Here is a 21,732-nt window from a genome sequence, read left to right as displayed (position 1 = left end):
ACGGGTTACGCCATTTTAGTTTATAACCTATTTTTCAGGAAGTAGAACAATCTTTCCGAGTTTCCCTGAGTTTTTGAAGTAGGTTTGTGCCTCTCTTGCTTCTTCTAATGGAAAAGTACAATCGATGACTGGCTTGATTTTTTCCTCTGATATGGCAGTAAGCATTTTTTGAAAATCCGCTCTCGTTCCTAATACAGAGCCATACAGCGTGATGTGTTTTAAATACATCGTTCTGAAATCAAGCTCCGTTTTTTGACCCCCGGCTGAACCAGAAGTACAAAACTTCCCGCCTTTTTTCAGAACCTGAAGCGATGTTGCAAACAACGCATCACCTACTACATCCAAGACAGAATCAATTGGACCGCCGTTCGCTTCTAAAATTTCTTCGCTAAGCTTGTCCGATCTATAGGAAAGTACATGTGTAGCTCCTAAATCTTTCATCTTATCTTCTAAAGCCAGATCACCAACGATTGCGATGACCTTGGCACCGAAGACTTTTGAAGCGATTTGAACGTTCAACGATCCGACGCCACCATTTGCGCCCGTCACCATAATCGTTTCTCCTGGTTTCGCCTGAATCTGTTCAACCATATGCCAGGCGGTCATCCCACTAACAGAGAAAACTGAGCTCTCTATATAGTCAGGAAGGGGCATATCATAGCAAAGTTCCGCGGGCCAAACAACATATTCAGCATACCCTCCATCATATTCAGAACCGATGAAAGACATATCTTCAGAAATATGTTCAAGGCCTTCTTCACCGCTTGAAGTGAATGGAAACAGGACAACATCTTTTCCAATCATGCTTTCTTCAACCTGGCTTCCTACTTTTACGACCTGACCTGTAATGTCAGACCCTGGAGTCCTCGGAAATTGAACACCCTCTGGTCTCCAACCTGATTTTTTGCCAGTTCCATATGCGCCTTCTCTCATCCAGATTTCCGTGTTATTGATTGCACAAGCCTTAACTTTTACGAGAACTTCATTACTTTTCGGCTCAGGAATCGGTGTGTCCACTAATTCTAATTTGTCGACATCTCCATATCCTGTTACTTGAACAGCTTTCATACTAGAATCACCTTTCAAAACATTTATTATAATAATCCACCGTTAGTGTACACATAATACCGCTGCTCATCCAAACTAAATGCATCTGAAAATTATATGAGAAAGAAGCTTTTTAAGTTAGTAACAACAAAAAGAGAACGACCATCAAATTGTCGTTCTCTCATTCGGGTTACTTAATGGAGTCCATCAATTCAACTTGAAGATTTTGAGGATCGTTTTGTTTTGGAGAGATCTCTAAATTCCATCCCGTATTGGACCGTGTATATCCTTGTTCCTCGATCCACTGGTGTAAGTGGCTATAACTTTCTCTAATTAAATCGTTTGGTCCTGTATGTACCAGTGTGGCATATTTTTGTTCAGGAATGGTTAGAATAGTCATATTTTCAGGTATGTTCTGATATTCACTTACTTGCACTCCGACCCAGTATCCTTCGTGCTCTGGAGTCGTTTCTTCTACAACAAAAGCTCCTATCTGTTGGTCGACATTCATGACGTTTTTTATTTCATTTATCCTCTCGGCTAGTTCGTTTGCCGCCTTTGGGATTTCTTCAATATACTGATTATCTGCACACACTACTCTAAACCCGACTAGTTTAATTTGACCTAATTCTTTAACAGACTTTTCATTAATAACTTCTTGGCTCATGAACTTCACTCCTGAAGGATGGTTTCTCTTACATGACCAGTCTTCTACATCGCCTGTAAGAATCCTCCATTTTTAGACAAAACAAAAAGAGGCGTAGATCCGCGCCTCCTAGTTAGAAGATAATTCTTATTTTTTTCTAAACCAACTCATACATAAACACTTGCACATGTACCGGCTTTTGGTTCGTAGAAACAATGGTTTTTGTATTGACCAGCGAAAGGTTGCCCGAACCATGTTTGTGGACATGGACCATACGGGTTAAAATACCAAAGACCATATTTCGCCGGGTGTTCCCTCCAATAATCCAAGTTCTTTTTGGCTAACCTTTTTTCAGCAGATCTCGCTCGGTTATAAAATACATTGCCCTTTTGAACAGCTTCAAAAGAATAGTTACCACCTTGTACTTGATAAATGACTTGTGGAATGGTTCTTATATTTTTAAAATCTAAACATTCTGCATTCGCGCGATTAACAATTATATTTCCAACATACAACATCCCTTGCTTGCCTTCGCCTTCTGCTTCCGCTCTCATCATTCTTGCCATTAAATCAACATCCGAATTCGTATACTTTATTCTAGGCATTTTCTTCACCTCAATGTATTGTATGACAAGAGCCTATCTTAATTTCATGATTTAATTTAAACAAAAGGAGCATGAATCCTTCTTGGATTCACGCCCCATCATTACCTGATTCACCTTTCTTCTTCTTCCATCAGCATATCCACATGTGGAATCCCGTCTTCTAGGTACACACCTGAAACTTCTTTAAATCCGAACGAAGCATAAAAGTGACGTAGGTATTCCTGACCTTGAAGCGCTATCCTTTTTACACCGATTTCCTGAACTAAGACGTCAATCGCTAAATTGACCATATCTCGGGCAATCCCCTGTCTGCGGTAATCTTTCGGAATCAATATCCGGCCTATGGAGTAGTGTCCGTCTTTATGAATAGGTGGAACTATCCGGCAATAAGCTGCCATATCACCATCCATTTCAGACCAAATATGTATGCACTCTTCATCACGCCCATCCACTTCTGGATATGGACACTCCTGTTCAACTACAAATACTTCTACGCGCTTTTGCAGAATCGTATATAACTCCTCTTTCGTCAACTTTTGAAAAGTCTTTTTCACCCATTCCATAACCATCTTCCTCTCTCATGTCACTAAGATGAAAGGGGCTCCATTAGCTATTTATTATTTTGGAGCTCATGAACCTGCCTTTCTAGTCTGCGAACACGTTCTTTTAATTCCTCATTCGGTTCTCTAAACCTCTGGAAAATCCCTCTCAATAATACAATGATCGTTAATAATATAACGACAAAAGCTAAAAGAAGCCACATGAACAAATCATTAAAAAGAAACATGAGAACACCACTCCTCCCATGCCAATTATTTCAAATATGAGCAACTATCTCAATAAACTTATTGAACGGGCTATTAACTAGACACTATCTTTCCAATAACGATCAGCTAACTGAGTAAGTTCGTCTAAAAAGATTTCTTTCTTACTTTGGTCAAAAATTTTTATATCCTCTGTACCAATTTGCAATGTACCACCTATAAACTCCACACTTAGACAATTAACCAATACCCCTTCCTCGGAATTCTTGGCATCCATAATCTCCAGATCATAGTCAATGATCGTCTTTAAATCATGAATGTAATTCTGCTCATCACTCCAATTCTCTAACAAAAACTTATCGCAATTGATCAACTTACAGTAGAAACACCTATAACTTTCATCTAACATTTCAGCTAAATATCTAATTTCTATCTTCATTTCAAGAATCCCAGATCTTTTAATTAAATCTGTAATCACTCCATCATGAAAAATGTTAAAAATGACTGCTTGTTGATCCCAATCCAAATGTTTTCACCTGCCTAAAAGTAACATTCTCGGTATCACATTCCTGCCTAATTCTTAGGCTAAATAAGAGAGTTTAAAGTAGCAACCTTGTATTTTTCCCAAACTAAGGGTGTTTTTTCGTCTAAGATAATGCCCTCCAACTTAGTTTTCCTTAAAAGATCCCGAATATCTTCTTTTGCAAGACATAATGCTGATACTTCATCAAAATAGCAGGCAACCACAAAATCTTCATTTTCATCTGTATTCGTTATGGGTCCAGAACATAAGTTAATCGCATCATTCGTTTTAATACTATTAATTTCATATGTACCTTCTTCACCATGAATCTTTGTATACTTTATCCGTTTTGCTCCTTTAGAGCTCAGGATCTTCAATATGCCATCTATTTGAAAAATAGATAGACGATCTTCCAATGGATAGAAGATATTTTTATATAAGCAATCATTCATTTGTATTGCTAAGTCGGGTCTTTGATAGATTTGTCTTCCTGACTCTCCTGATATGGCAGATTTTACAGCAATAGACATCTCAGCAATGTTATTTAAGCCACTCTTGTCTCTGATTTCATTCCAATATACGGGCTTTCCATATTTAAGAATATCTTTATTGGACGGGTAGGCATGGGGATTTGCACCCTTCTTAGCTTTCCATTTGATTGGCATTTTTACAAAAGGATAAAAAATGATAGCAGCAAATCTAAATTTCTCAGGTGTTTGATCCAACAAAGGATCTTTTTCAAGGTCACCATTTAAGGGGTAGAAATAATCCATTGTCCATACCTCCTTTTATCATAATTCAATCCAATAAACTCCAAATAAAAGCGTTAATCCTTCTGAGATTAACGCTTTCAATCGTAGAGAATTCTACTTTTCTTCTCTTTTTATATAAATGAAAAAAATAAGTATTACCAACCAAAAAGTCCACACTTCAAAGAACCCTGAAGAAGACCAGAGCATGTATAGTCCAGGGATACTGAATGTGAATATAGCTAGGATTAATGAGACTAAAACTATGAGAAATTTAATTTTCATTTCTAAAAACTCCTCTAAAATAATGCCAGATATACCGATTATTTATTAGAATTGATTTCTTCATATCCAGGAATAGGTATGCTGGAATTGTATCGTCGTTTTAGGTCGTTCAACTTTGCTAGGAATGCTCTGTCTAGTGAGATCTTGTAATGATTTGAGACAGATATTAGCGAAAATAATACATCTCCCACCTCAAGTTCTAAATCATCTCTATTATCCACCGTATCGTCTTCATCAGGTCTTAATCTACCAGTTTCTCTCCTTCTCACTTCCCTAGCTAATTCCCCAACTTCTTCAATTAAAAGATTCATTTTATAGTATGCATCCTCGTCAACCCAACCTCTATCTTTTTCCATTTGATCAGTAAGTTCTTCAATTAATTTCGAATTCACATTCAATACCCCCTAATTTATTTAAGTACTTTATCATTCGAGGTCAAGTATTCAACCAAGTCTTCCAAAGATCCAATGACCTTTTCTACTTCTGATAGATGATAAAAAGTGCTCGTAGTGGAAAAGTTATTGATTTCATTATCCTGCGAGTAAAGTATAACCCTTTTATTTAGCCCTAGTGCTATTCCTAATTCAATGTGACTTCCTTTTCCTGCTGGTAATAAAACCACAATGAAATCAGCTTCAGAAACAGCATTTTTCTCTTGTTGCCCAATCTGTTTCAAGTCTTCAAGTGTTGAAGCCTTTATATTTTTAGTCCAATCAAATGTATGTATATACCCTTTACTTTTTAACATTTTACTAACTTGCCGAACTTTATCTACATTCTTAAAGCTCGATGCTACATAAAACTTCATCTGCTCCTCCTTAAATACCTATACGCTATTCGCAAGGTCTAGCACTTAAATTACTACTAAGAAGAATAACTGTTAGAAACAAATATTATTAACATATCGACACTTTACCTTTTGTTATCTCCCCACTTTGGTCATCAATATATTGAGTGCCCCTCTCACAGTTTTGTTTGTTTTCCCACTCGACTATGTATTTACCCCTTGTGTGACGGACTGATATTATTTTAATTTCTCCGATGGATCCTGAGTTCTGTTCCACAACAATTGATTTTACTTCTTCTTTTGAAATTGTATGCGCTGAACTCTCACAAGCACCTAAAAAAATTAGAAGTAGAACGAATAATGATACAAATATTCTATTCATTTTTTTATCCCCGAACTCCATTTAATTTATTTAATTAAAAAGCTTCTATATAATCCAGCCCTTCTGTTAATTATTAAACAAAAAGAGCGTTAATCCTTCATAGATTAACCCTCCCCTTTCTGGACCATATAAAATTACTTTACAGTGTCTTTCTCATTTCAATTTCAGTAGCCTTTTGTTCGACTTTTACAAAGCCCACTTTTTCATAAACACGGATAGCTGCTTTATTTTGAAAGTGCACCTCTAATCTTATGTAATCAAATTCAGTATCATAATGTTTAAGGCCAAACTCTATCCCTTGATTGACGAATTCTACTCCCAAGCCTTTCCCCACTAAATCGGGTCTTAATGCTAGGCCGATTTCCATAATACTGTTTTCCATTCTAAATTCAAATAATCCAACAGCCTTATTATCCAATAATGCTACAAAACCTTCGCATCCACCAGGACCTCTTAACTTCTCCGTATTATTGAACGACTCAAAATAGGGAGTCATCCAAACTTCTTCAATGAAGCCCTCATAATTCCATGAATCTATTTCTTTTACATACTCTATAGTTATTGGAATAAATTTAAAGTCCATTGAATTTTTCTCCTCACAAAAACTATTTCCTAATAAGCATTAATTCTAGATATAAACTAGTACACGTTCAATCATTCAGATTCATTAGTATATTCTTTTGTTTTTCCCGATAATGATTCCAACAAAGATACATCCAGCACCAATGACTTTAATAATAATGTTACCTATACCAATGTTATCAACTGTTAAACTAATAAGAAAACTACCAAACACTATGATTGGAATCGCAAGGAATAACCTCAATATAGTTCCCCCATATTTCTTTGTTTGTACTTTCATTATTCAGAACCCAACCATTAGGATATTGAAGGTGATTAAATAATAAACATTAAGTTATCATCATTTAATTCCTTGTGTCCAATTCGTCTCTCAGTGCAAGAATCTTCGTTCGACCCACTTCATCCTCATCAGGGTATTCTTCAAGAATTCTTTTGATAAGATTCCTCTTTTCGGAATCCATGAACAAATAATCGCTTTCTAATATGAGCAAGTAGCCTGAGAAAGGGTTACCCGAACGAATAGTTTCTCTTGCTGATTCTAAGATGTTTAAAAGTCCTCTTGCATGTTTAGATTCACTCGCTTCAGCATACTTGACAGCTAACTTAGAAGCCTCAATTGCCTTATCCATATCCTCTGAAAGTAGTGTTAAAGAAAGCATTTGATATAAGGGACTACTATGAGGGTTCAATTCCACAATTCTCTCGTTGTATCGGATGGCGGATTGCACATCTCCTTCTTCTGAATACAACGAGGCGATTAGTATTTTCGAATCCAACAGGTTCGGCATGAAGTCGTTAATTTTCATCAATATTTCCATGGATTCTTTTGGTTTGTCTTCCTGATAGTGTAGTTTTCTTGCGGTAACCATCATGTCTGGTACCTTTTTCAACTGATTGAATACCCTCTCTTCATACGTATCGACAGATTGACCTGTTGCTTGTTGAAACGCATTCTCGAAGTCATTCTTTTTCGTCTTTTCTATTATTTCTTGAACGAATTCCGTTTCTTCGTTTCTCAAAATATGCTGGATAAATACCATGCTTTGGAAGTAAGGGTCATACGGTTCCTTTAAATGGTTATTCCATTCTATAAGTGTATCGAGTGATTCAAGACTCGGGTACTCTAAGTCTTGAAAATTTCGAACAAATACCCCAACATCTTTACTTTCAACGTATCTCGCCAAACCCTCATTGAACCAAAGAGGGATAGCAGAATAGGAAAGACCATGTTCTTCCAATGAAGTAGCGAATAAATGATGCGTGTATTCATGTATAGCGGTCCCTTCAAATCTTTTCAATTCTTCCGATTTTCCTGGTAAAGGGAGATGAATTGTATGGTTCTCATATGTATAATAACCACTGGTGAAACCTTTATTGTCGCCTTCCAGCTTTGTTTCATTATCAAAGGACTGTTGTTCACGAAAGATGATGCGAACGGGTTTTTCTGGAATGTCTCCGAATAGAGAATGATACTCTTTTTCTTTTTCGTCCAAAGCTTTTAGCACTTTGTTGATATAACTAGAACTCTTTTCGCTTTCTTCATAATAAAAAGTGATATGACCGATTTTTTTTGTATCCAGACCTTCCAAATCGATTTCCTGATTACGGAGGTTTGCAAAAAACAATTTGTATAAACTGATTTTTCGGGAAGGGCTACTCTGATCATCCCCCTCTTTGGATATCATGTCTTCAAAGGCATAATTTACGGTACTGATGACAAACGTTGAAGTCATTACCAATATCGAAAGTAGTATTAGACGAAAAATAACTCCTTTATTTGTTAAGGGATGCCACCGTGGTTTAAATAAACCTATTATACAAAACAGTAAAACTACTATTCCTAATAAACAGACGTATACCCATGCTTCGAACCCTTGTACCTCATCAAACCAGAGGGATAGTCCAAAGAACAAACCTGTTAAAAAACCCCACATTATTATAAAAAATAATATCTTTTTAATTATATTTCCTCTCCTCCTGTCAAACTTTTCTTAACAAGGAATGCTGCCCTTTTCTTAATACCAATTATTTCAAAATTGTTGATCTAACTCAATCACTAATTTCATAATGAAGGGGGCTTATCCTATTTCAGATAAGCCCCCGATTGTTTAATAAAGCTTGTTATACTCCCCCAGTAATGTTAACCATTAATAATACACTTATTAGTATTGCTGCAACTATTAAAATTGGTAATGAGAAAAAATTTTTATTTAAATATGTAATACTTATTAAAGTGAAAATTACTATTAAACATATAAAATTCAAAAAAATAAGCACTATAATTACTTTTGAATCAACCAAGTTATACACTGGGAAAGTGGCTTCAAATAAACCAATCGCAAGAATAAATACTGATATTATATTTAATATTTTTCTTTGCTCAATCCTTAATTTCAAATTGGATATATACCTCCATGATTAATCAATTGCCCCCTATTCTGGACTAATGGATCTACTTTTTAAGCGATTATCTATACATTATTAACTCTTATTTAAAATATTTGATTGAAACCACGCTCTAAGCTTTTCAGCATATACCACACGATCCGATGGTTCACTTAAATTACCATGTGTTAGGTATAGATTATCATTATAATATCTTGGATAAACGTGTAGGTGATAATGCCAAACATCTTGACTCCCACCAGGTTCATTATGTTGTCTTGTTGAGATACCATCACAACCGTAACACTCCTTAAGTGCTAAAGATACTTGTTGGGACAATTTATGTATTTTAGTGGCAATCTCTATAGGTAGATCAAAAATGTTTTCAAAGTGTTTATTAGGTATGATAATCACATGGCCTTTATTATTAGGCCACCACAAGGTTGCAATCAAAGCTGTTACATCATCGTCTTTATAAATAATATCTTGCTGCTTTGTTTGGACACGCTTATTGAATTCGTCCTCTTCACCCTTAACAACCAAACAAAAAGGACAAGTATAGTTAGATGGCATATGTATATACAAATGTTTCTTCTCCTTATAAATAAATACAGTATAAATTCAGTACAGAAATTAGCCCTTTTTCAAAATATCCATTGCCTGATTTAATAGTGTTAGGTACTTCTCTTTCTGGAGAAATGCCCCCGTTAATTGAATAACAACGAATAAATTATGTAACTTATTATGATTATAACAATCAGAGTTCCTGTACCTTTCCAACTTAAACTACCAACTAAATCAATGAAACTGCCACTATGCGAACGATTAAATCCATCACCTATATTACTTGCTGAATTTGTTTTGATTTCTTCTTGCCGAAGCCTCTCTCGTCTATCCTTAGGTTTTTCTTTAGTAGTACTCACAATTGTCCTCCATCTGACCAATTTTTATATGAAAAGAGGGTCACTTGATTCAATAAATGCCCCCTATAATTGAAGATCTCAGCTTACTATTTACTTATGTCTAAACGCCAATCGTTGCAATGCATTAAGTTACCAGGTGGGTACTCAAATTCACAATCTGAAATAAATGAAAAGTTGAGTTTTCGACAAATGGCATTTGAAGCAAGATTATCAATTGAAGGGAAAGCGTGGATGTATTTATATTTTCTTTCCATTATTGCTTCTTTAATTGCTAGTTTAACTGCAATAGTTGCTATACCATTTCCCTGAAATTGTGGTAGTATGCTCCATCCAATTTCATAGACACTTTCATTTTTCCAAGTTGTTTGCCAATAACCAACAGAACCAACCGCTTCAAAATCAGGACTTAGGGTAATGCTAAACATTTTCCCCTTTTCACCAAGTTTCAGATACCTTTTGTGACGCTTTAGAATTTGTTCTTTACTTTCAGAGCCACCCAGATGTTCCATCATTTCTGGTGCATTTATTTTAAAAAGTAGATCCAGGTCAGTGTCTCCCCAAATGTTAATTTGTATTTGTCGTTCTTTGATTTGTTCTGAAATATCGTCCCTCTCCTTAAACTGAATTTTCTATTTTAAACTACTCATAAATAAATTCCTTAGTCCACAATCCTGACCAATTCTTATGTATTAAACAAAAAGAAGCGTAATCCTTCCTAGATTATCGCCCCCGATTCTGGAAGACGATCAATACTTTAAAGTCTAACAACTACTTTTGTTTATTTCTTTGCTGGCTAATCCCAAAAACTGCTATTGCTGATATAAAGAATATAGAAGATAGCATTAAAACAACTCCATCCCAGTCACCATTAAAAACAGTCACATGAATCAGCGTAACCAAGTGCATCAAGAAGATAATAATAATTAAACTAATAGAATTTTTCAATAAAACCACAACCTTATAATGTTTTAATAGGTTCGTATTATTCAATCACGTTCAACAGTATAACGAGCCTTCTTCTACTTAAGATATTGTAGAAAAGCCCCAATTTCTTGTAGACCTGAAATCCAGAAAAGGGGTTATCGGTTTCTGGGATAATCTTTTTTAATCCAATCAATGATTTCGCAATAAAGATCATATACCATATCAATATCTTCTTGTTCAGGGCCTAATACCTCTGCTTTTTCCCCTATGTGATCAATGTCTAAGACCTTATCCGCTATACTAAAGTCAAATAAATGAAGATTATCATATAAAATTCGCCTATTGCCCTCCACATACTTCTTCCAATCGAATCCTTTGTTTTCACCACTATAGCTGGGGATTTCTAGGGGGCTATTTTCCCCTTCGATCTTTAATATTTCATTATATGCGATTGTCTTCTGTCTTCTGTCCTTATGCTTTTCTGTTCTCTTTTGATGGGCAGTCTGGGCTAGATAAGAAACTAAACCACCTACAATAACACCAATTAATGGCAATAAAGCCTGTAGAATTTGCATAGAACTCCCCCCTTAATGATCTATCTTGTATAAAGGTTGCTTAATTCAGATTCTAAATCAGTGCTGCGAAAAAACCTTGGTTACTTTAGCGTTCTTTTATATTTCGAAACAGACTCTAGTATTTGGTATTTATGAACAAACATCACTCTTAAACCTAACTCATTTTCTAACCTGTTTCTTAAAAATTCTGCTTTAACAGGAAATCTCTCAGCAACAATACAAGCAATTTTAGATTTATTTGTTTTGTTTATTTCAGATACTTTACTTACAGTCTTTATTATTTCTTGTTCTCCAATCATACCCAGTTTAACCTGTATGTATAGCTGTTCTTTTAGATTTTCGCCGATTAAATCAATTTTCAGGTTTTTATCATAATATTCAGAAGCTACCTTAACCTCATAGTCAAAACCTCTAAAGTATTCTATTGGAGCAACTTCTGACAATTGACCTTTTGCAACTTGAAAAGTATTTAAAACTTTAGACAAGTCTTTCTGTCTAGCTTTTAGACTGTCTGGATGAGGCTCATTTATTATTCCAAATTCATAATTCGCATTAAAAACATTTATCCAAAAGAAATCTTCAGGGTTGTAAATGAGTGTATCAACAATTTCATCAACTAACTTTTCTTTATTAATTTCCTCAAGTTCTTTCGTGATTAATAAATTGCAAATCTCGTTTGAACTTTGCTCCATAAAATGAATATGTAACTCACCAATGTTTTCACCTAAGTAGTGTATATCGTATTGTTCACTAGAAGCAGTTCTAATTCCTCTGTGAAACTTAAAGTCACTCATTTCAAAACTCCATTCATATTAATTTTCATTATATATTTCTTACTCACTAGCATTTTACATATTAGAATAACTCTTATGGAGTTTCGTAGAATGATAATTAAATGTAAATTCTACATATTATCTCGAAACTGAGTCTTCCACAATCCTGCCCTTTTCTGGAATAAAGCCGTAATACCTTACAAGCATATTTTTTCCTCATTTTACCACACTTCTATATTTCAGATTGTATTTCGCATCTTTTAAAAACCGGTTTCAACCCCTATCGTTGAGCGGTTTTCATCCCTTAAAAGTTAGTATAATTTACCTGTATCCAATCTATTAATATATCTATATAATTATCTTGTTTTGATAAACTTTAAGGGGGACACATCAGTGAAGCATGTGTTGGCAGTTGTATTAACAATTAGTTTGATTATGGTTCCGATGACAGCGTTTGCAGCCATCGAACAATCTGACCTCGACGCTTATTTGAAGTCGATCGGTTGGACGCAAGAAATGTTGGAGGAAGAGTTGTCTTATTCTGATATGACTTTGGATGATTTTGAGACAATTGAAGAACTCCAGGAGTTTATTGGTAATCCATTAACAGAAGAAAATCTTCAAGAGATTCTAGCGAACTATGATTTGACTCGCGAAGAACTGAACGAATTGCTAGTTGAATCCGGGGAATTAGAAGTGGGTCAGGATGTTCTTGAAGTTTTCACAATCTATGAAGAGCTAGATGGATTGGTTGGTTTTTACTTAGAGGTGGAAACTGAAACGCCAATAACAGAGGAATCCTTGCAAGAATTACTTGATCTGTACGAAATCACATATGAAGAGCTTGTGGAACTGTTTGAAGAAAACGGTGATTCAATTGAAGCGTATGAGTTTATCGAGGAACTAGAACTTTCCTTGATTGAATATATGTATGGGGATGAACTTCTGAACTTTGAAGATCTTTTTACAGAGTTGGGACTTACAGAGGCGGAGCTTGAAGCTTTGTTCAATCATTTAATGACGCTTAATGTTGAAGACCCTGCTTTGGAAGCGAAAATGATGGAGCTATCTGATCGTATGCTTGCATTAGGGGATTTTGAAACGGCTGAAGAGCTTACGAAAGAACAAGTTGCTGAAATGGCAGCGATCATGACAGAGATGTTTAACCTAATGGAATTGGATGCTAAGTTTTACCTTGTGAAAGATGGGCAAACAACGCCGATTACACTTGCTCAGATGCTTGAAATGTCAGAGGAAGAAGCTGCGGGTTATAGCCTTTTAATTGAGCTTTACAACTTGAATGGTGAAATGATTTTGGACATGCTGATCACTGCTGACATGGTGAGTTCCGAATTGATTGAAGAAACGGCTCAAGATCTGAAGACGGCTGGAACGCCTACGAAAGCTGAGAAAGCAAAGCCAATTATGAAAACCGAAAAAGGCGCTAAAATGCCGAAAACTGCAGGAAATTATGTAGAAGGTTCAATTGCTGGACTTGGATTCCTTCTTGTCGGACTTTACATGATTCGTCGTTTAAAAATAAAGAAAGCTGCATAACGAAAGATGAATAAAACCCGAACGTCAGTCAAACGAATAGTTTTATGGATTGTTGCGATTTCGTTCATTACTTTTGGCGTTGTGGTATCCGGTAACAATATGGCGAAACTCTTCAATGGAAATAAGGGATCTAAAAGTACAGTTGAAGTCGAACCAGAAGTGGGCAATACAGAGGATGTGATCGATGATTCGTCCGAACTCCTCTACCCTACTCGGCCTGAAAAAGGGGAGAACATCGGTACACTATATATTCCGAAACTTGATGAAGAGCTTCCCATCATTCATGGGACGGATGAAGATGAACTTAGTCGCGGTGTCGGACACTATGCGGGAAGTGTGTTGCCTGGTGAAAAAGATAACTCCGTCCTTTCTGGTCACCGGGATACGGTCTTCCGTCGTCTAGGAGAGGTAAAAGAAGGCGATGAACTCATCGTTACAACTGCCGAGGGTACTTTCACTTACAAAATTCGAAAGGTACGGATTGTCGATGCAGATGATCGTACAGTCATCGTACCGAAACCAAAGGCTACTCTGACAGTGACCACCTGCTATCCGTTTACGTTTATCGGGGCAGCACCAGAACGGTACGTGCTTGTAGCTGACTTGGTGAAAAAGGAAAGAAGTTAAATGAATTAAACAGACTCAGACACAAGAATTGGTGTCGAGTCTGTTTTTTTATATATTTTTCTTAAATTGGACATAGCTCTTCCATTTACAAAAACCAAACGACTCGTAAAAGCCTTTTAAATCTGTCCAGTCGATGATGATGTTTCTTGCACCGCGGTCGTATGCGGTCTTGATGGCCTGCTCGATGATCGCTTTTCCATATCCCTTTTTCCGGTAGTTAGGGTCGATTCCTAAAGGACCGATTCCCATCGTCTGGTCTTCGAACGCATCTTTCCAGTACACATTCGGTCCGATGATAGGTGAACTCCAATCATTCACGCGGACAAAACCGATAATGATTTGGTTGTCCTTCGCAACGAGGAAATGTTCGCCTTGCCCACCTGCACGGAAATAATCCCAAGCTTCATAATACCAACGCCCTGGAAAACACCTGCCTAAAAATGTGAGCAAGTCATTCTTCTCTTCATTTTTCAGTACGGTAAATGAAATTTTATTTGGTACAGGTGCTTGTGGTGTTTGTTCATACGATTGGACATAGTCGTGTTCGGTATTGACCTGTATGTACCCTTTCTTTTCGAACCATTCCATGGTCGTTTCCAATTCGCTCGGAATACCTGGGAAGTAGTGATTGATATCACTTCCGAGGGCGATTTTGGATACGGCAGCCGATTGGAGTGCTTGTTCTGCTTTTTCAAGGAGAGCTGTTCCGTACCCTTTGTTTTGGTGATTGGGATCAACCATTAGTACTTGGATCCATCCAACGCCTGATGGCAAAAGGTCTTTTCGTTCAGCGGTGACCTTCGAGACCACGCATCCGACGATCTGTTCTTCTACCTCCACATACCAGGATCCTTCTGAAAATACATGTGGACATTTGATGCTGTTCTGGAGGAACAGTCGCTCAGACATCGGAAAAGATTCTCCTATCGTTCGGTTCCATAAGTGGCACAATTCCTTTACAGGTACTTCTCCATCGTGCCAGTTTACGAGTTTCATAGCGATTCACCTCCATAAAGCAAATATTTCTCCCGCTTTACCTTGAAGGTTTCCAGCTGTTCCTCTTCCCTCTCAAGCCATTGGATGAGCGGACTTTGTTGTTCCAATGCGAACCTGAATCCATCGGTTCCTAAGATCAGATCAACCATGTAACGACCGTCCTTCAATTGAATCCAGGAGAATTCTTCTGGATGGAGCTGAATCAAGCTTTCCATCATCGCACATGCTGTTTTTACCGGTTGGAAGGTTTCGCGATCTGTCACATGCACTTGTAAGCCGAAGCAGGTTTCACCTTCATATTTAGAGGTTGTCGGTTGAAACACGGTTTCTCTGAACTGAACGCCTTCCAACGAATAGGTACTCAGTCGTTTTTTCCATTCAAATGAATTAATCCACGGCGCTCCGATCCATTCAAAAGGCTTCGTCGTCCCCCTTCCTTCCGAAACGTTCGTCCCTTCGAAGAAACAGGTGCCGGGATAAACGATTGCCATATCAAGTGAAGGCGCATTGGGAGAAGGTGGAGTCCACTGAAAAGATGTCTCATCAAACCACATCTCTCGTTTCCAATCCTCCATCTTAATCACTTTTAAGTCTGCATTGAACCCGAATTCCTCATTGATGTAAGCGGCTAGCTCGCCGACTGTCATCCCATGTCTGATCGGTAGATTGTAATTTCCGATAAATGAGGCAAAGTTCAAGTCGAGTGGATTTCCCTCAACCCTGGTCCCAGTAATCGGATTCGGACGATCGAGTACGACAAACTCTTTTCCCAGTCTCCCAGCTACCTGCATGCAATTCGCGAGTGTATAAATGTATGTATAGAACCGTACGCCAAGGTCTTGGATATCAAACAGAAGCACATCGATGTCTTTCAGCCAATCATCCGGTGGGACTTTGTTTTTCCCATACAAACTGTACACTGGAAGACCTGTCCGAGGATCGGTTTCATGTGAGATGTGCTGTCCTTCTTTCACGTGCCCTCGCAGTCCATGTTCAGGGGAAAACAAAGCAACGATGTCGTATCCTTGCTCAATCAAAACATCGATACTTAAGTCCATGGAAGGCGTGACGGACGTGTGATTCAGGATCATTCCGATCTTCTTTCCTCTATACTTCTCACCTAGGCCGTTGAGAAATGCATGGAGACCTGTCTGGACCATCTTATACCTCCTTTAAATTTGCATGAAGATTGCGTGTAAATTCAACCGGGCATTTCCCGTTCACGGTTTGGTAGCTCTGAATGATGGAACCAGAGACCGGTGGTGATTTCGGCAGTAAGAATTCAACCTCTCCCGGTACATGCCTTTCAAGCATCGGCAGGATTAGATCACAGCTCCTGAACACACTCCCGGTTAGGACGACTTTTATTTCAGATCGATTTTTAAAATGTCGCTCAATCAGATTTCGGATGCATTTTGAAATATCGAAAGCGGCTTTTTCGATGATTTGCATCGCATGACCGTCCCCTTCACGCATCAACTGAAAAACTTCCTCACAGATGGAAGCAATGTTCGTCCGACTATCGGGGTGGTTATAAATGTACGGAATCAATTCGGGTGGTCTAGAAACTTCAAACCTCGTAAGTATACGTTCTGTCAAGGTGGTCTCTCCGACCATACCATCATACGATTCAAACACTTTCTGAAGGGCAGCACGACCGATACCATAACCGCTGCCGGTATGATCCAACAGATAGCCCCAGCCGCCTGACCGGACCATCTCTAGTTCATCGGTCAGACCGAATGTAATCGAGCCTGTCCCTGCAATGTTGACGATGCCTGGTTCTCCATCCGTGCCGGAATAGAGGGCGGTCAGTGCATCATGGCAAAGCTCCACGTTCGTATGCTCAGAGAAATTACTTTTCAAATACGCATCCAATTCATCCTTGGAGTGACTGTTTTCGAGTCCCGCAATGCCTGCACAGATACTTACAATCTCTGAAAGATCAACGACGGTTTCTATTTGCTGAAGCAAATCATCCAACGTGTTTTGGATCATTTCCATTGAAACGGACAATGGATTGCTCGGTCCACCAACGAAATCGGCTACAATTTTACCGGATGCATCAGCGAGTGCAATCCTTGTTTTCGAGCCCCCACCATCAATTCCTAGATACATCGTCATCCCCCTTTTCATGTTCGACTTCAATCGAGAACGAATATTTATCGCTTCGAAAAACCGTTTGGACATATTCGAATGGCTCTCCGGTATCCAAGTACGTCTTTCGGTTGACGATCAGCACAGGGCTGTCCGCTCTTATTCCTAAGCGTACACTATTTTGATCACCTGCAACCGATGCCTCAATCCGTTGGTTGGCACGTGTAACTTCTCTGCCTAACGTATTTCTCACATACTCGTAAATCGAACCGCTCGAATGCCATTCGGTAAATTCAGAGAAAAGTTGATACGGTAGATAGGCGGTCTCTACTGCAACAGGTTCATCATCTGCCAGCCGGACCCGTTTGATGCGATGTAATCTGGAGCCTAGCGTTCGTTCCAATTTTCTGTATATGTGAGGTGGCGCGTCTTGAATCGTTTCAAAAGATATGACGTTCGTCGAAGGCGTCAACCCTCTTCGTTTCATATCATCCGTAAAACTGAACACACCCTTTAGCGGGTATGCGAGTTTCGGCGCTGCGACAAACGTTCCTTTCCCGCGCTCTCGATACAGCTCACCACTGTTGACCATGTTGTTGATCGCCTGGCGGACAGTCATCCGGCTGATCTGGAATTTCTCCGATAGCTCCCGTTCAGAAGGGACCAGATCACCTGTATGGTAGCCGCCATTTTGGATTTCTTCTTTTAAGTAAAGTTCAACCTGTGAATATAACGGTAAAGATGAGTGTTTATCCAGCATGTCCTTGCTCCTCTGCTTTTGCATCTTCTGTGACGACCAACGTGACATCCGGATGTTCGTTCAAAATTGTCACGGGCCAATTCTTGTCTATTTTTCCTGAGAGTAATGCCGAAACAGCAGCTGCTTTTTCTTCTCCTGAAGCTAAAAGTAAAATCGACCTGCTTTTCATGATCGTGGAAATCCCTACAGTAATGGCTCGAGTCGGAACTTCGGATGGATCTTCAAAGAACCGTGCATTCGCCTGACGCGTGCTGTCCGTCAATTCCACGACATGCGTCTTCGAGTCGAGAGACGTGCCCGGTTCATTGAAACCGATGTGGCCATTTCGCCCGACACCGAGGATCTGAAGGTCGACCCCACCGACTTGTTGGATTGCTTGTTCATATCGGACACACTCTTCCTCCAATTTTTTGTTCAGGCCGTTCGGAATGATCGCCTGGTCCGGTGACAGTTCGAGTGGTCCGTATAGATGCTCATGAAGATAGTGCCAATAACTTTCTTCATGGTCCCGCGCTAGCCCGACATACTCATCCAGGTTCACGGTCTTGATGTTGGAGAGATCAACGGATTTGAGTTGGACTTTCTTCACCAGTTGCTGGTAAGTGCCAGCTGGAGTTCCCCCAGTTGCAATTCCGAGTACGAGATCGGGTTTGTTTTCTATGGCTTTCAAAATTTGTGAGGAAGCAACATCACTCAGCTGCATGTCATTTTTCACCGTCACGATGTTCATGTCAGCACCCCCTCTGATAAGCGATGACTCCCCGACAGATGGTCATCTTCAACTCACCTTTTTTATCTAAAACGATCAGATCGGCATCTTTTCCAATGTCGATGGAGCCTTTCCGGTCATACAAGTTATATTGTTTTGCAGGATTGATCGACGTTATATAAACAAGGTCTTCGAGCGTCGCATCTGTAAAGTTCTTCATATTCGTAAAAGCCTCTTGCATCGTCAAGACGCTGCCTGCAAGGGTTCCATCTTCTAAAGTCGCTTTCCCATCAAGGACATTCACTTGCTGTCCACCAAGATCGTACGTACCGTTCCCAAGGCACTTTGCCCGCATCGCGTCGGTAATGAGCATCAATCCTTCCTTCCCTTTCATGCGAAAAGCAAGGTTGACCATTTCCGGCGCAGAGTGAAGACCATCTGCAATCAGCTCAGCGATTGTTGAAGTGTGGAGATAGGCCGCCCCTACGACACCGGGTTCACGATGATGCAGCGGTCTCATCGCATTGTACAAGTGAGTGAACTGCTTTGCCCCCGCTTTGTACGCAGCTTGGACTTGATCATAAGTCGCATTGCTGTGACCGATGGAAGCGATGATCTGTTGATCGGTGATCGCCCGGATGAATGCTAGCGCACCTTCCAACTCTGGCGCCATCGTCACGACTTTGATCGTTGAGCCTGCTTTTTCGTTCCAGGCCATGAAGGTGTCCAAGTCCGGCTTCTGAATATGTTCTGGGTTTTGTGCGCCCATTTTCTCTGGTGAAATGAAAGGTCCTTCTAAATGGATCCCGATGACCTCTGCTTTTCCCGTACGTTTTTGTGAATGGATGTAGTCATTGAGATTTTGTAATACCTGTGCGATTCGGTCAGAAGAAGACGTCATTGTCGTCGGCAGGAAGCTTGTAGTCCCTTCTTTTACGATGGCAGTAGCGATGCCTTCGATGGCTCCCTGGGTTCCGTCCATCACATCGAATCCCGCTGCCCCGTGGATGTGCCCGTCGATTCTGCCCGGAAGGACGACATCTTCCTCCTCCAACTTGATCGTTGCCTTTTGATTTCCTGCTCCGTCTGTCAGTGCAGATATTTTACCATTATGAATATGTATCTGTTTCTTTTGAAATCCGATCTCACCGACGAACACGTTTCCACCTTCAATTACCTGAATACTCAATCCATTCACCTCCACATACTAGTATAGTGGTTTCGCTGTATAGTTGTCTATACCAGTCATCTGTCGAACTTTAAACATCTTTCGCATGTATGTTATACTGCTACAGGCTTTTCACAACGAATTTTAATTGGTCAGAATCAGGATGGTCAGAGATGGCCATTTTTTATTTCTGTCGGGATTTCAGCTTACTTTAGGGATAAAATTTTGTTTATCCTAATTTTCTATGGGTATTAAACTTATAGACGACAAATTTTGCAACCAAAGCTTACGAAAGGAGAATGAGATGAAGAAAGTCACAAAAGTCTTTTGGATCACGTTAGGAATCACAATATTTCTTGCAGTTTGGGGTTCATTCGCTCCAAAAAATTTAGAGAAAATCACAGGTACCATTCAAACGTACATTTCCGTTCACTTTGGATGGTATTATTTATTGATTGTTTCCCTGTTTGTCATCTTCTGCCTATACTTAATCTTCAGTCCTTATGGAAAGATCAAGCTCGGGAAGCCGGATGATAAACCGGATTACAGTTATTCTACCTGGTTCGCCATGCTGTTCAGTGCAGGTATGGGAATCGGACTCGTATTCTATGGTGCCGCTGCACCGATTTCTCAATACATCAAAACCCCGCCGACGGCTGACCCTGGAACGGCAGAAGCACTCAGGGATGCCATGCGGATCACCTTTTTCCATTACGGCATCCATGCCTGGGGAATCTATGCGGTCGTTGCATTGGTCCTCGCCTACTTCAAGTTCCGACATGGAAAGCCTGGTCTGATCAGTGCCACTCTTGAGCCATTGTTCGGTGACAAAATGAAAGGACCATGGGGTACATTCGTGGACGTCATTGCTGTCTTTGCGACGATTGTCGGTGTGGCAACGACACTTGGTTTCGGGGCTGCGCAAATCAATGGTGGATTCACCTATCTGATGGGCATCGAGAAACAGTTCTGGATACAGCTTGTCATCATCGTCATCGTGACGGTCTTGTTCATGATTTCAGCCTATACAGGGCTCAGTAAAGGGATCCGTTATTTGAGTAACGCCAATATGGGACTTGCAACGATTTTGTTCGTGTCGATGCTGATCATCGGACCGACTTTATATATCATGAACACGTTCACTGATACGATCGGTGCGTATATCCAAAACCTGGCTGTCGAAAGTTTCCGGTTAAGTCCAGAGAATCAGGATGAACAGCAATGGGTCCGTAACTGGACAGTCTTTTTCTGGGCATGGTGGATCGCCTGGTCGCCATTCGTGGGAATCTTCATTGCTCGTGTTTCGAAAGGTCGTTCCATCCGAGAATTCTTATCTGGCGTACTGATTGTGCCATCTGTCGTCAGTTTCTTGTGGATGGCCGTATTCGGAATGTCCGCAATCCAAAAAGAGAAGGAAGGCGCAGACATTGCGAGTTTACCGGATGCGCAAATGCTGTTCGGTGTATTTGATCAGTTCCCATTCAGTATTGCATTGTCAGTCATTGCGATGATGTTGATCGGAACATTCTTCATCACTTCCGCAGACTCTGCAACATTCGTTCTGGGTATGCAGACGACGAACGGTTCGTTGAATCCGCCTAAAACAGTCAAGTTTGCCTGGGGTGTCGCACAATCCGCGATTGCGGCTGTCCTCTTATATACAGGTGGATTGCAAGCCTTGCAGAATGCATTGATATCAGCCGCATTCCCGTTCTCGTTCATCATGATCCTCATGGTGTACTCGTTGTATCAAGCCTTGCGGAAGGATAAAGCTGAGCTTGAGAATAAATCTTATGAAGAGAAAAAGTACGAAGAAAAAATTTCATAAATGCTTAAAAGGCGTGCCTCCATCATCGGTGGCACGCCTT

24 protein-coding genes are annotated in these 21,732 nt (G+C 39.6%); 3 read left to right on the top strand and 21 right to left on the bottom strand.

Translation table 11 applies throughout. From position 1 onward, the window contains the following. Nucleotides 1-27 precede the first annotated feature (27 nt). The 15 genes from ACXQIQ_RS01190 to ACXQIQ_RS01120 all read right to left on the bottom strand — a co-directional run bounded on the left by ACXQIQ_RS01190 (nt 28) and on the right by ACXQIQ_RS01120 (nt 11,971). The gene (locus tag ACXQIQ_RS01190; protein ID WP_439300546.1) at nt 28-1,068 is read right to left on the bottom strand and encodes a zinc-binding dehydrogenase; all 1,041 of its coding nucleotides are present in this window, start codon (nt 1,066-1,068) and stop codon (nt 28-30) included. A 169-nt stretch (nt 1,069-1,237) separates the two neighbouring features. Continuing rightward, entirely contained in the window at nt 1,238-1,714 is a 477-nt protein-coding gene (locus ACXQIQ_RS01185) for a GyrI-like domain-containing protein (RefSeq protein ID WP_439300547.1), read from the bottom strand. A gap of 146 nt (nt 1,715-1,860) precedes the next feature. Then, nucleotides 1,861-2,298 (bottom strand): cell wall hydrolase, encoded by a 438-nt coding sequence (locus tag ACXQIQ_RS01180; RefSeq protein ID WP_439300548.1) that lies wholly within the window; start codon nt 2,296-2,298, stop codon nt 1,861-1,863. 110 nt (nt 2,299-2,408) lie between these two features. Next, the gene (locus ACXQIQ_RS01175; RefSeq protein WP_439300549.1) at nt 2,409-2,861 is read right to left on the bottom strand and encodes a GNAT family N-acetyltransferase; all 453 of its coding nucleotides are present in this window, start codon (nt 2,859-2,861) and stop codon (nt 2,409-2,411) included. Between the two features lie 301 nt (nt 2,862-3,162). Continuing rightward, nucleotides 3,163-3,588: a hypothetical protein gene (locus ACXQIQ_RS01170; RefSeq protein ID WP_439300550.1), complete on the bottom strand. Its 426-nt coding sequence runs from the start codon at nt 3,586-3,588 to the stop codon at nt 3,163-3,165. Between the two features lie 59 nt (nt 3,589-3,647). Next, entirely contained in the window at nt 3,648-4,358 is a 711-nt protein-coding gene (locus ACXQIQ_RS01165; RefSeq protein WP_439300551.1) for a DUF2711 family protein, read from the bottom strand. A 299-nt stretch (nt 4,359-4,657) separates the two neighbouring features. After that, nucleotides 4,658-5,011 (bottom strand): MazG nucleotide pyrophosphohydrolase domain-containing protein, encoded by a 354-nt coding sequence (locus tag ACXQIQ_RS01160; RefSeq protein WP_439300553.1) that lies wholly within the window; start codon nt 5,009-5,011, stop codon nt 4,658-4,660. Between the two features lie 17 nt (nt 5,012-5,028). Continuing rightward, complete coding sequence (locus ACXQIQ_RS01155; protein WP_439300554.1) at nt 5,029-5,427, bottom strand: nucleoside 2-deoxyribosyltransferase; 399 nt, start codon at nt 5,425-5,427, stop codon at nt 5,029-5,031. Between the two features lie 500 nt (nt 5,428-5,927). Further along, nucleotides 5,928-6,371: a GNAT family N-acetyltransferase gene (locus ACXQIQ_RS01150; protein WP_439300555.1), complete on the bottom strand. Its 444-nt coding sequence runs from the start codon at nt 6,369-6,371 to the stop codon at nt 5,928-5,930. Nucleotides 6,372-6,714: 343 nt separating this feature from the next. Beyond that, a complete protein-coding gene (locus tag ACXQIQ_RS01145; RefSeq protein WP_439300556.1) occupies nt 6,715-8,103 on the bottom strand; it encodes a tetratricopeptide repeat protein in 1,389 nt (462 codons plus the stop codon). A 748-nt stretch (nt 8,104-8,851) separates the two neighbouring features. Beyond that, nucleotides 8,852-9,340: an HIT family protein gene (locus ACXQIQ_RS01140; RefSeq protein WP_439300557.1), complete on the bottom strand. Its 489-nt coding sequence runs from the start codon at nt 9,338-9,340 to the stop codon at nt 8,852-8,854. Nucleotides 9,341-9,462: 122 nt separating this feature from the next. Next, on the bottom strand, nt 9,463-9,678 hold the full coding sequence (locus ACXQIQ_RS01135; protein ID WP_439300558.1) for a DUF6366 family protein: 216 nt from the start codon (nt 9,676-9,678) through the stop codon (nt 9,463-9,465). An 86-nt stretch (nt 9,679-9,764) separates the two neighbouring features. Then, a complete protein-coding gene (locus ACXQIQ_RS01130; RefSeq protein WP_439301963.1) occupies nt 9,765-10,280 on the bottom strand; it encodes a GNAT family N-acetyltransferase in 516 nt (171 codons plus the stop codon). 477 nt (nt 10,281-10,757) lie between these two features. Then, nucleotides 10,758-11,177, bottom strand: coding sequence for a hypothetical protein (locus tag ACXQIQ_RS01125; protein ID WP_439300559.1), 420 nt, complete (start codon nt 11,175-11,177; stop codon nt 10,758-10,760). A gap of 80 nt (nt 11,178-11,257) precedes the next feature. Beyond that, a complete protein-coding gene (locus tag ACXQIQ_RS01120) occupies nt 11,258-11,971 on the bottom strand; it encodes a hypothetical protein (RefSeq protein ID WP_439300561.1) in 714 nt (237 codons plus the stop codon). Between the two features lie 372 nt (nt 11,972-12,343). Between ACXQIQ_RS01120 and ACXQIQ_RS01115 the strand changes: the two genes are divergently transcribed. Further along, the gene (locus tag ACXQIQ_RS01115) at nt 12,344-13,507 is read left to right on the top strand and encodes a processed acidic surface protein (RefSeq protein ID WP_439300562.1); all 1,164 of its coding nucleotides are present in this window, start codon (nt 12,344-12,346) and stop codon (nt 13,505-13,507) included. Between the two features lie 6 nt (nt 13,508-13,513). Next, nucleotides 13,514-14,134: a class D sortase gene (locus ACXQIQ_RS01110; RefSeq protein ID WP_439300564.1), complete on the top strand. Its 621-nt coding sequence runs from the start codon at nt 13,514-13,516 to the stop codon at nt 14,132-14,134. A gap of 48 nt (nt 14,135-14,182) precedes the next feature. Here ACXQIQ_RS01110 and ACXQIQ_RS01105 read toward each other — a convergent pair whose 3' ends face one another. Genes ACXQIQ_RS01105 through nagA form a run of 6 tightly spaced genes read right to left on the bottom strand, consistent with a single transcriptional unit; the run spans nt 14,183 to nt 19,894 of the window. Further along, nucleotides 14,183-15,130, bottom strand: coding sequence for a GNAT family N-acetyltransferase (locus ACXQIQ_RS01105; RefSeq protein WP_439300566.1), 948 nt, complete (start codon nt 15,128-15,130; stop codon nt 14,183-14,185). Beyond that, a complete protein-coding gene (locus ACXQIQ_RS01100; protein WP_439300568.1) occupies nt 15,127-16,290 on the bottom strand; it encodes an exo-beta-N-acetylmuramidase NamZ family protein in 1,164 nt (387 codons plus the stop codon). Before ACXQIQ_RS01100 ends, ACXQIQ_RS01105 begins: the two co-directional genes overlap by 4 nt. A 1-nt stretch (nt 16,291) precedes the next feature. Then, a complete protein-coding gene (locus tag ACXQIQ_RS01095; protein ID WP_439300570.1) occupies nt 16,292-17,248 on the bottom strand; it encodes an N-acetylglucosamine kinase in 957 nt (318 codons plus the stop codon). Beyond that, nucleotides 17,232-17,987: a GntR family transcriptional regulator gene (locus ACXQIQ_RS01090; RefSeq protein ID WP_439300572.1), complete on the bottom strand. Its 756-nt coding sequence runs from the start codon at nt 17,985-17,987 to the stop codon at nt 17,232-17,234. The genes ACXQIQ_RS01095 and ACXQIQ_RS01090 overlap by 17 nt, the downstream gene beginning before the upstream one ends. Continuing rightward, complete coding sequence (gene nagB, locus ACXQIQ_RS01085; RefSeq protein ID WP_439300574.1) at nt 17,977-18,717, bottom strand: glucosamine-6-phosphate deaminase; 741 nt, start codon at nt 18,715-18,717, stop codon at nt 17,977-17,979. The genes ACXQIQ_RS01090 and nagB overlap by 11 nt, the downstream gene beginning before the upstream one ends. Before the next feature lies 1 nt (nt 18,718). Further along, nucleotides 18,719-19,894 carry an N-acetylglucosamine-6-phosphate deacetylase gene (gene nagA, locus ACXQIQ_RS01080; RefSeq protein ID WP_439300575.1) on the bottom strand — a complete coding sequence of 392 codons (1,176 nt, stop codon included), beginning with the start codon at nt 19,892-19,894 and terminating at the stop codon, nt 18,719-18,721. A gap of 274 nt (nt 19,895-20,168) precedes the next feature. Here nagA and ACXQIQ_RS01075 point away from each other — a divergent pair, with 274 nt between their 5' ends. Further along, nucleotides 20,169-21,692 (top strand): glycine betaine uptake BCCT transporter, encoded by a 1,524-nt coding sequence (locus ACXQIQ_RS01075; protein ID WP_439300577.1) that lies wholly within the window; start codon nt 20,169-20,171, stop codon nt 21,690-21,692. The last annotated feature ends 40 nt before the right edge of the window (nt 21,693-21,732 follow it).

This window comes from Pseudalkalibacillus sp. Hm43 (genome assembly GCF_054170705.1).
This window is presented reverse-complemented; position numbering and strand designations above follow the sequence as displayed.

Bases quoted from the DNA above. Each gene is read 5' to 3' on its own strand.
- ACXQIQ_RS01190 (WP_439300546.1), bottom strand. From the start codon at position 1,068: ATGAAAGCTGTTCAAGTAACAGGATATGGAGATGTCGACAAATTAGAA.
- ACXQIQ_RS01185 (WP_439300547.1), bottom strand. From the start codon at position 1,714: ATGAGCCAAGAAGTTATTAATGAAAAGTCTGTTAAAGAATTAGGTCAA.
- ACXQIQ_RS01180 (WP_439300548.1), bottom strand. From the start codon at position 2,298: ATGCCTAGAATAAAGTATACGAATTCGGATGTTGATTTAATGGCAAGA.
- ACXQIQ_RS01175 (WP_439300549.1), bottom strand. From the start codon at position 2,861: ATGGAATGGGTGAAAAAGACTTTTCAAAAGTTGACGAAAGAGGAGTTA.
- ACXQIQ_RS01165 (WP_439300551.1), bottom strand. From the start codon at position 4,358: ATGGATTATTTCTACCCCTTAAATGGTGACCTTGAAAAAGATCCTTTG.
- ACXQIQ_RS01155 (WP_439300554.1), bottom strand. From the start codon at position 5,427: ATGAAGTTTTATGTAGCATCGAGCTTTAAGAATGTAGATAAAGTTCGG.
- ACXQIQ_RS01150 (WP_439300555.1), bottom strand. From the start codon at position 6,371: ATGGACTTTAAATTTATTCCAATAACTATAGAGTATGTAAAAGAAATA.
- ACXQIQ_RS01145 (WP_439300556.1), bottom strand. From the start codon at position 8,103: ATGACTTCAACGTTTGTCATCAGTACCGTAAATTATGCCTTTGAAGAC.
- ACXQIQ_RS01125 (WP_439300559.1), bottom strand. From the start codon at position 11,177: ATGCAAATTCTACAGGCTTTATTGCCATTAATTGGTGTTATTGTAGGT.
- ACXQIQ_RS01120 (WP_439300561.1), bottom strand. From the start codon at position 11,971: ATGAGTGACTTTAAGTTTCACAGAGGAATTAGAACTGCTTCTAGTGAA.
- ACXQIQ_RS01110 (WP_439300564.1), top strand. From the start codon at position 13,514: ATGAATAAAACCCGAACGTCAGTCAAACGAATAGTTTTATGGATTGTT.
- ACXQIQ_RS01105 (WP_439300566.1), bottom strand. From the start codon at position 15,130: ATGAAACTCGTAAACTGGCACGATGGAGAAGTACCTGTAAAGGAATTG.
- ACXQIQ_RS01100 (WP_439300568.1), bottom strand. From the start codon at position 16,290: ATGGTCCAGACAGGTCTCCATGCATTTCTCAACGGCCTAGGTGAGAAG.
- ACXQIQ_RS01095 (WP_439300570.1), bottom strand. From the start codon at position 17,248: ATGTATCTAGGAATTGATGGTGGGGGCTCGAAAACAAGGATTGCACTC.
- ACXQIQ_RS01090 (WP_439300572.1), bottom strand. From the start codon at position 17,987: ATGCTGGATAAACACTCATCTTTACCGTTATATTCACAGGTTGAACTT.
- nagB (WP_439300574.1), bottom strand. From the start codon at position 18,717: ATGAACATCGTGACGGTGAAAAATGACATGCAGCTGAGTGATGTTGCT.
- ACXQIQ_RS01075 (WP_439300577.1), top strand. From the start codon at position 20,169: ATGAAGAAAGTCACAAAAGTCTTTTGGATCACGTTAGGAATCACAATA.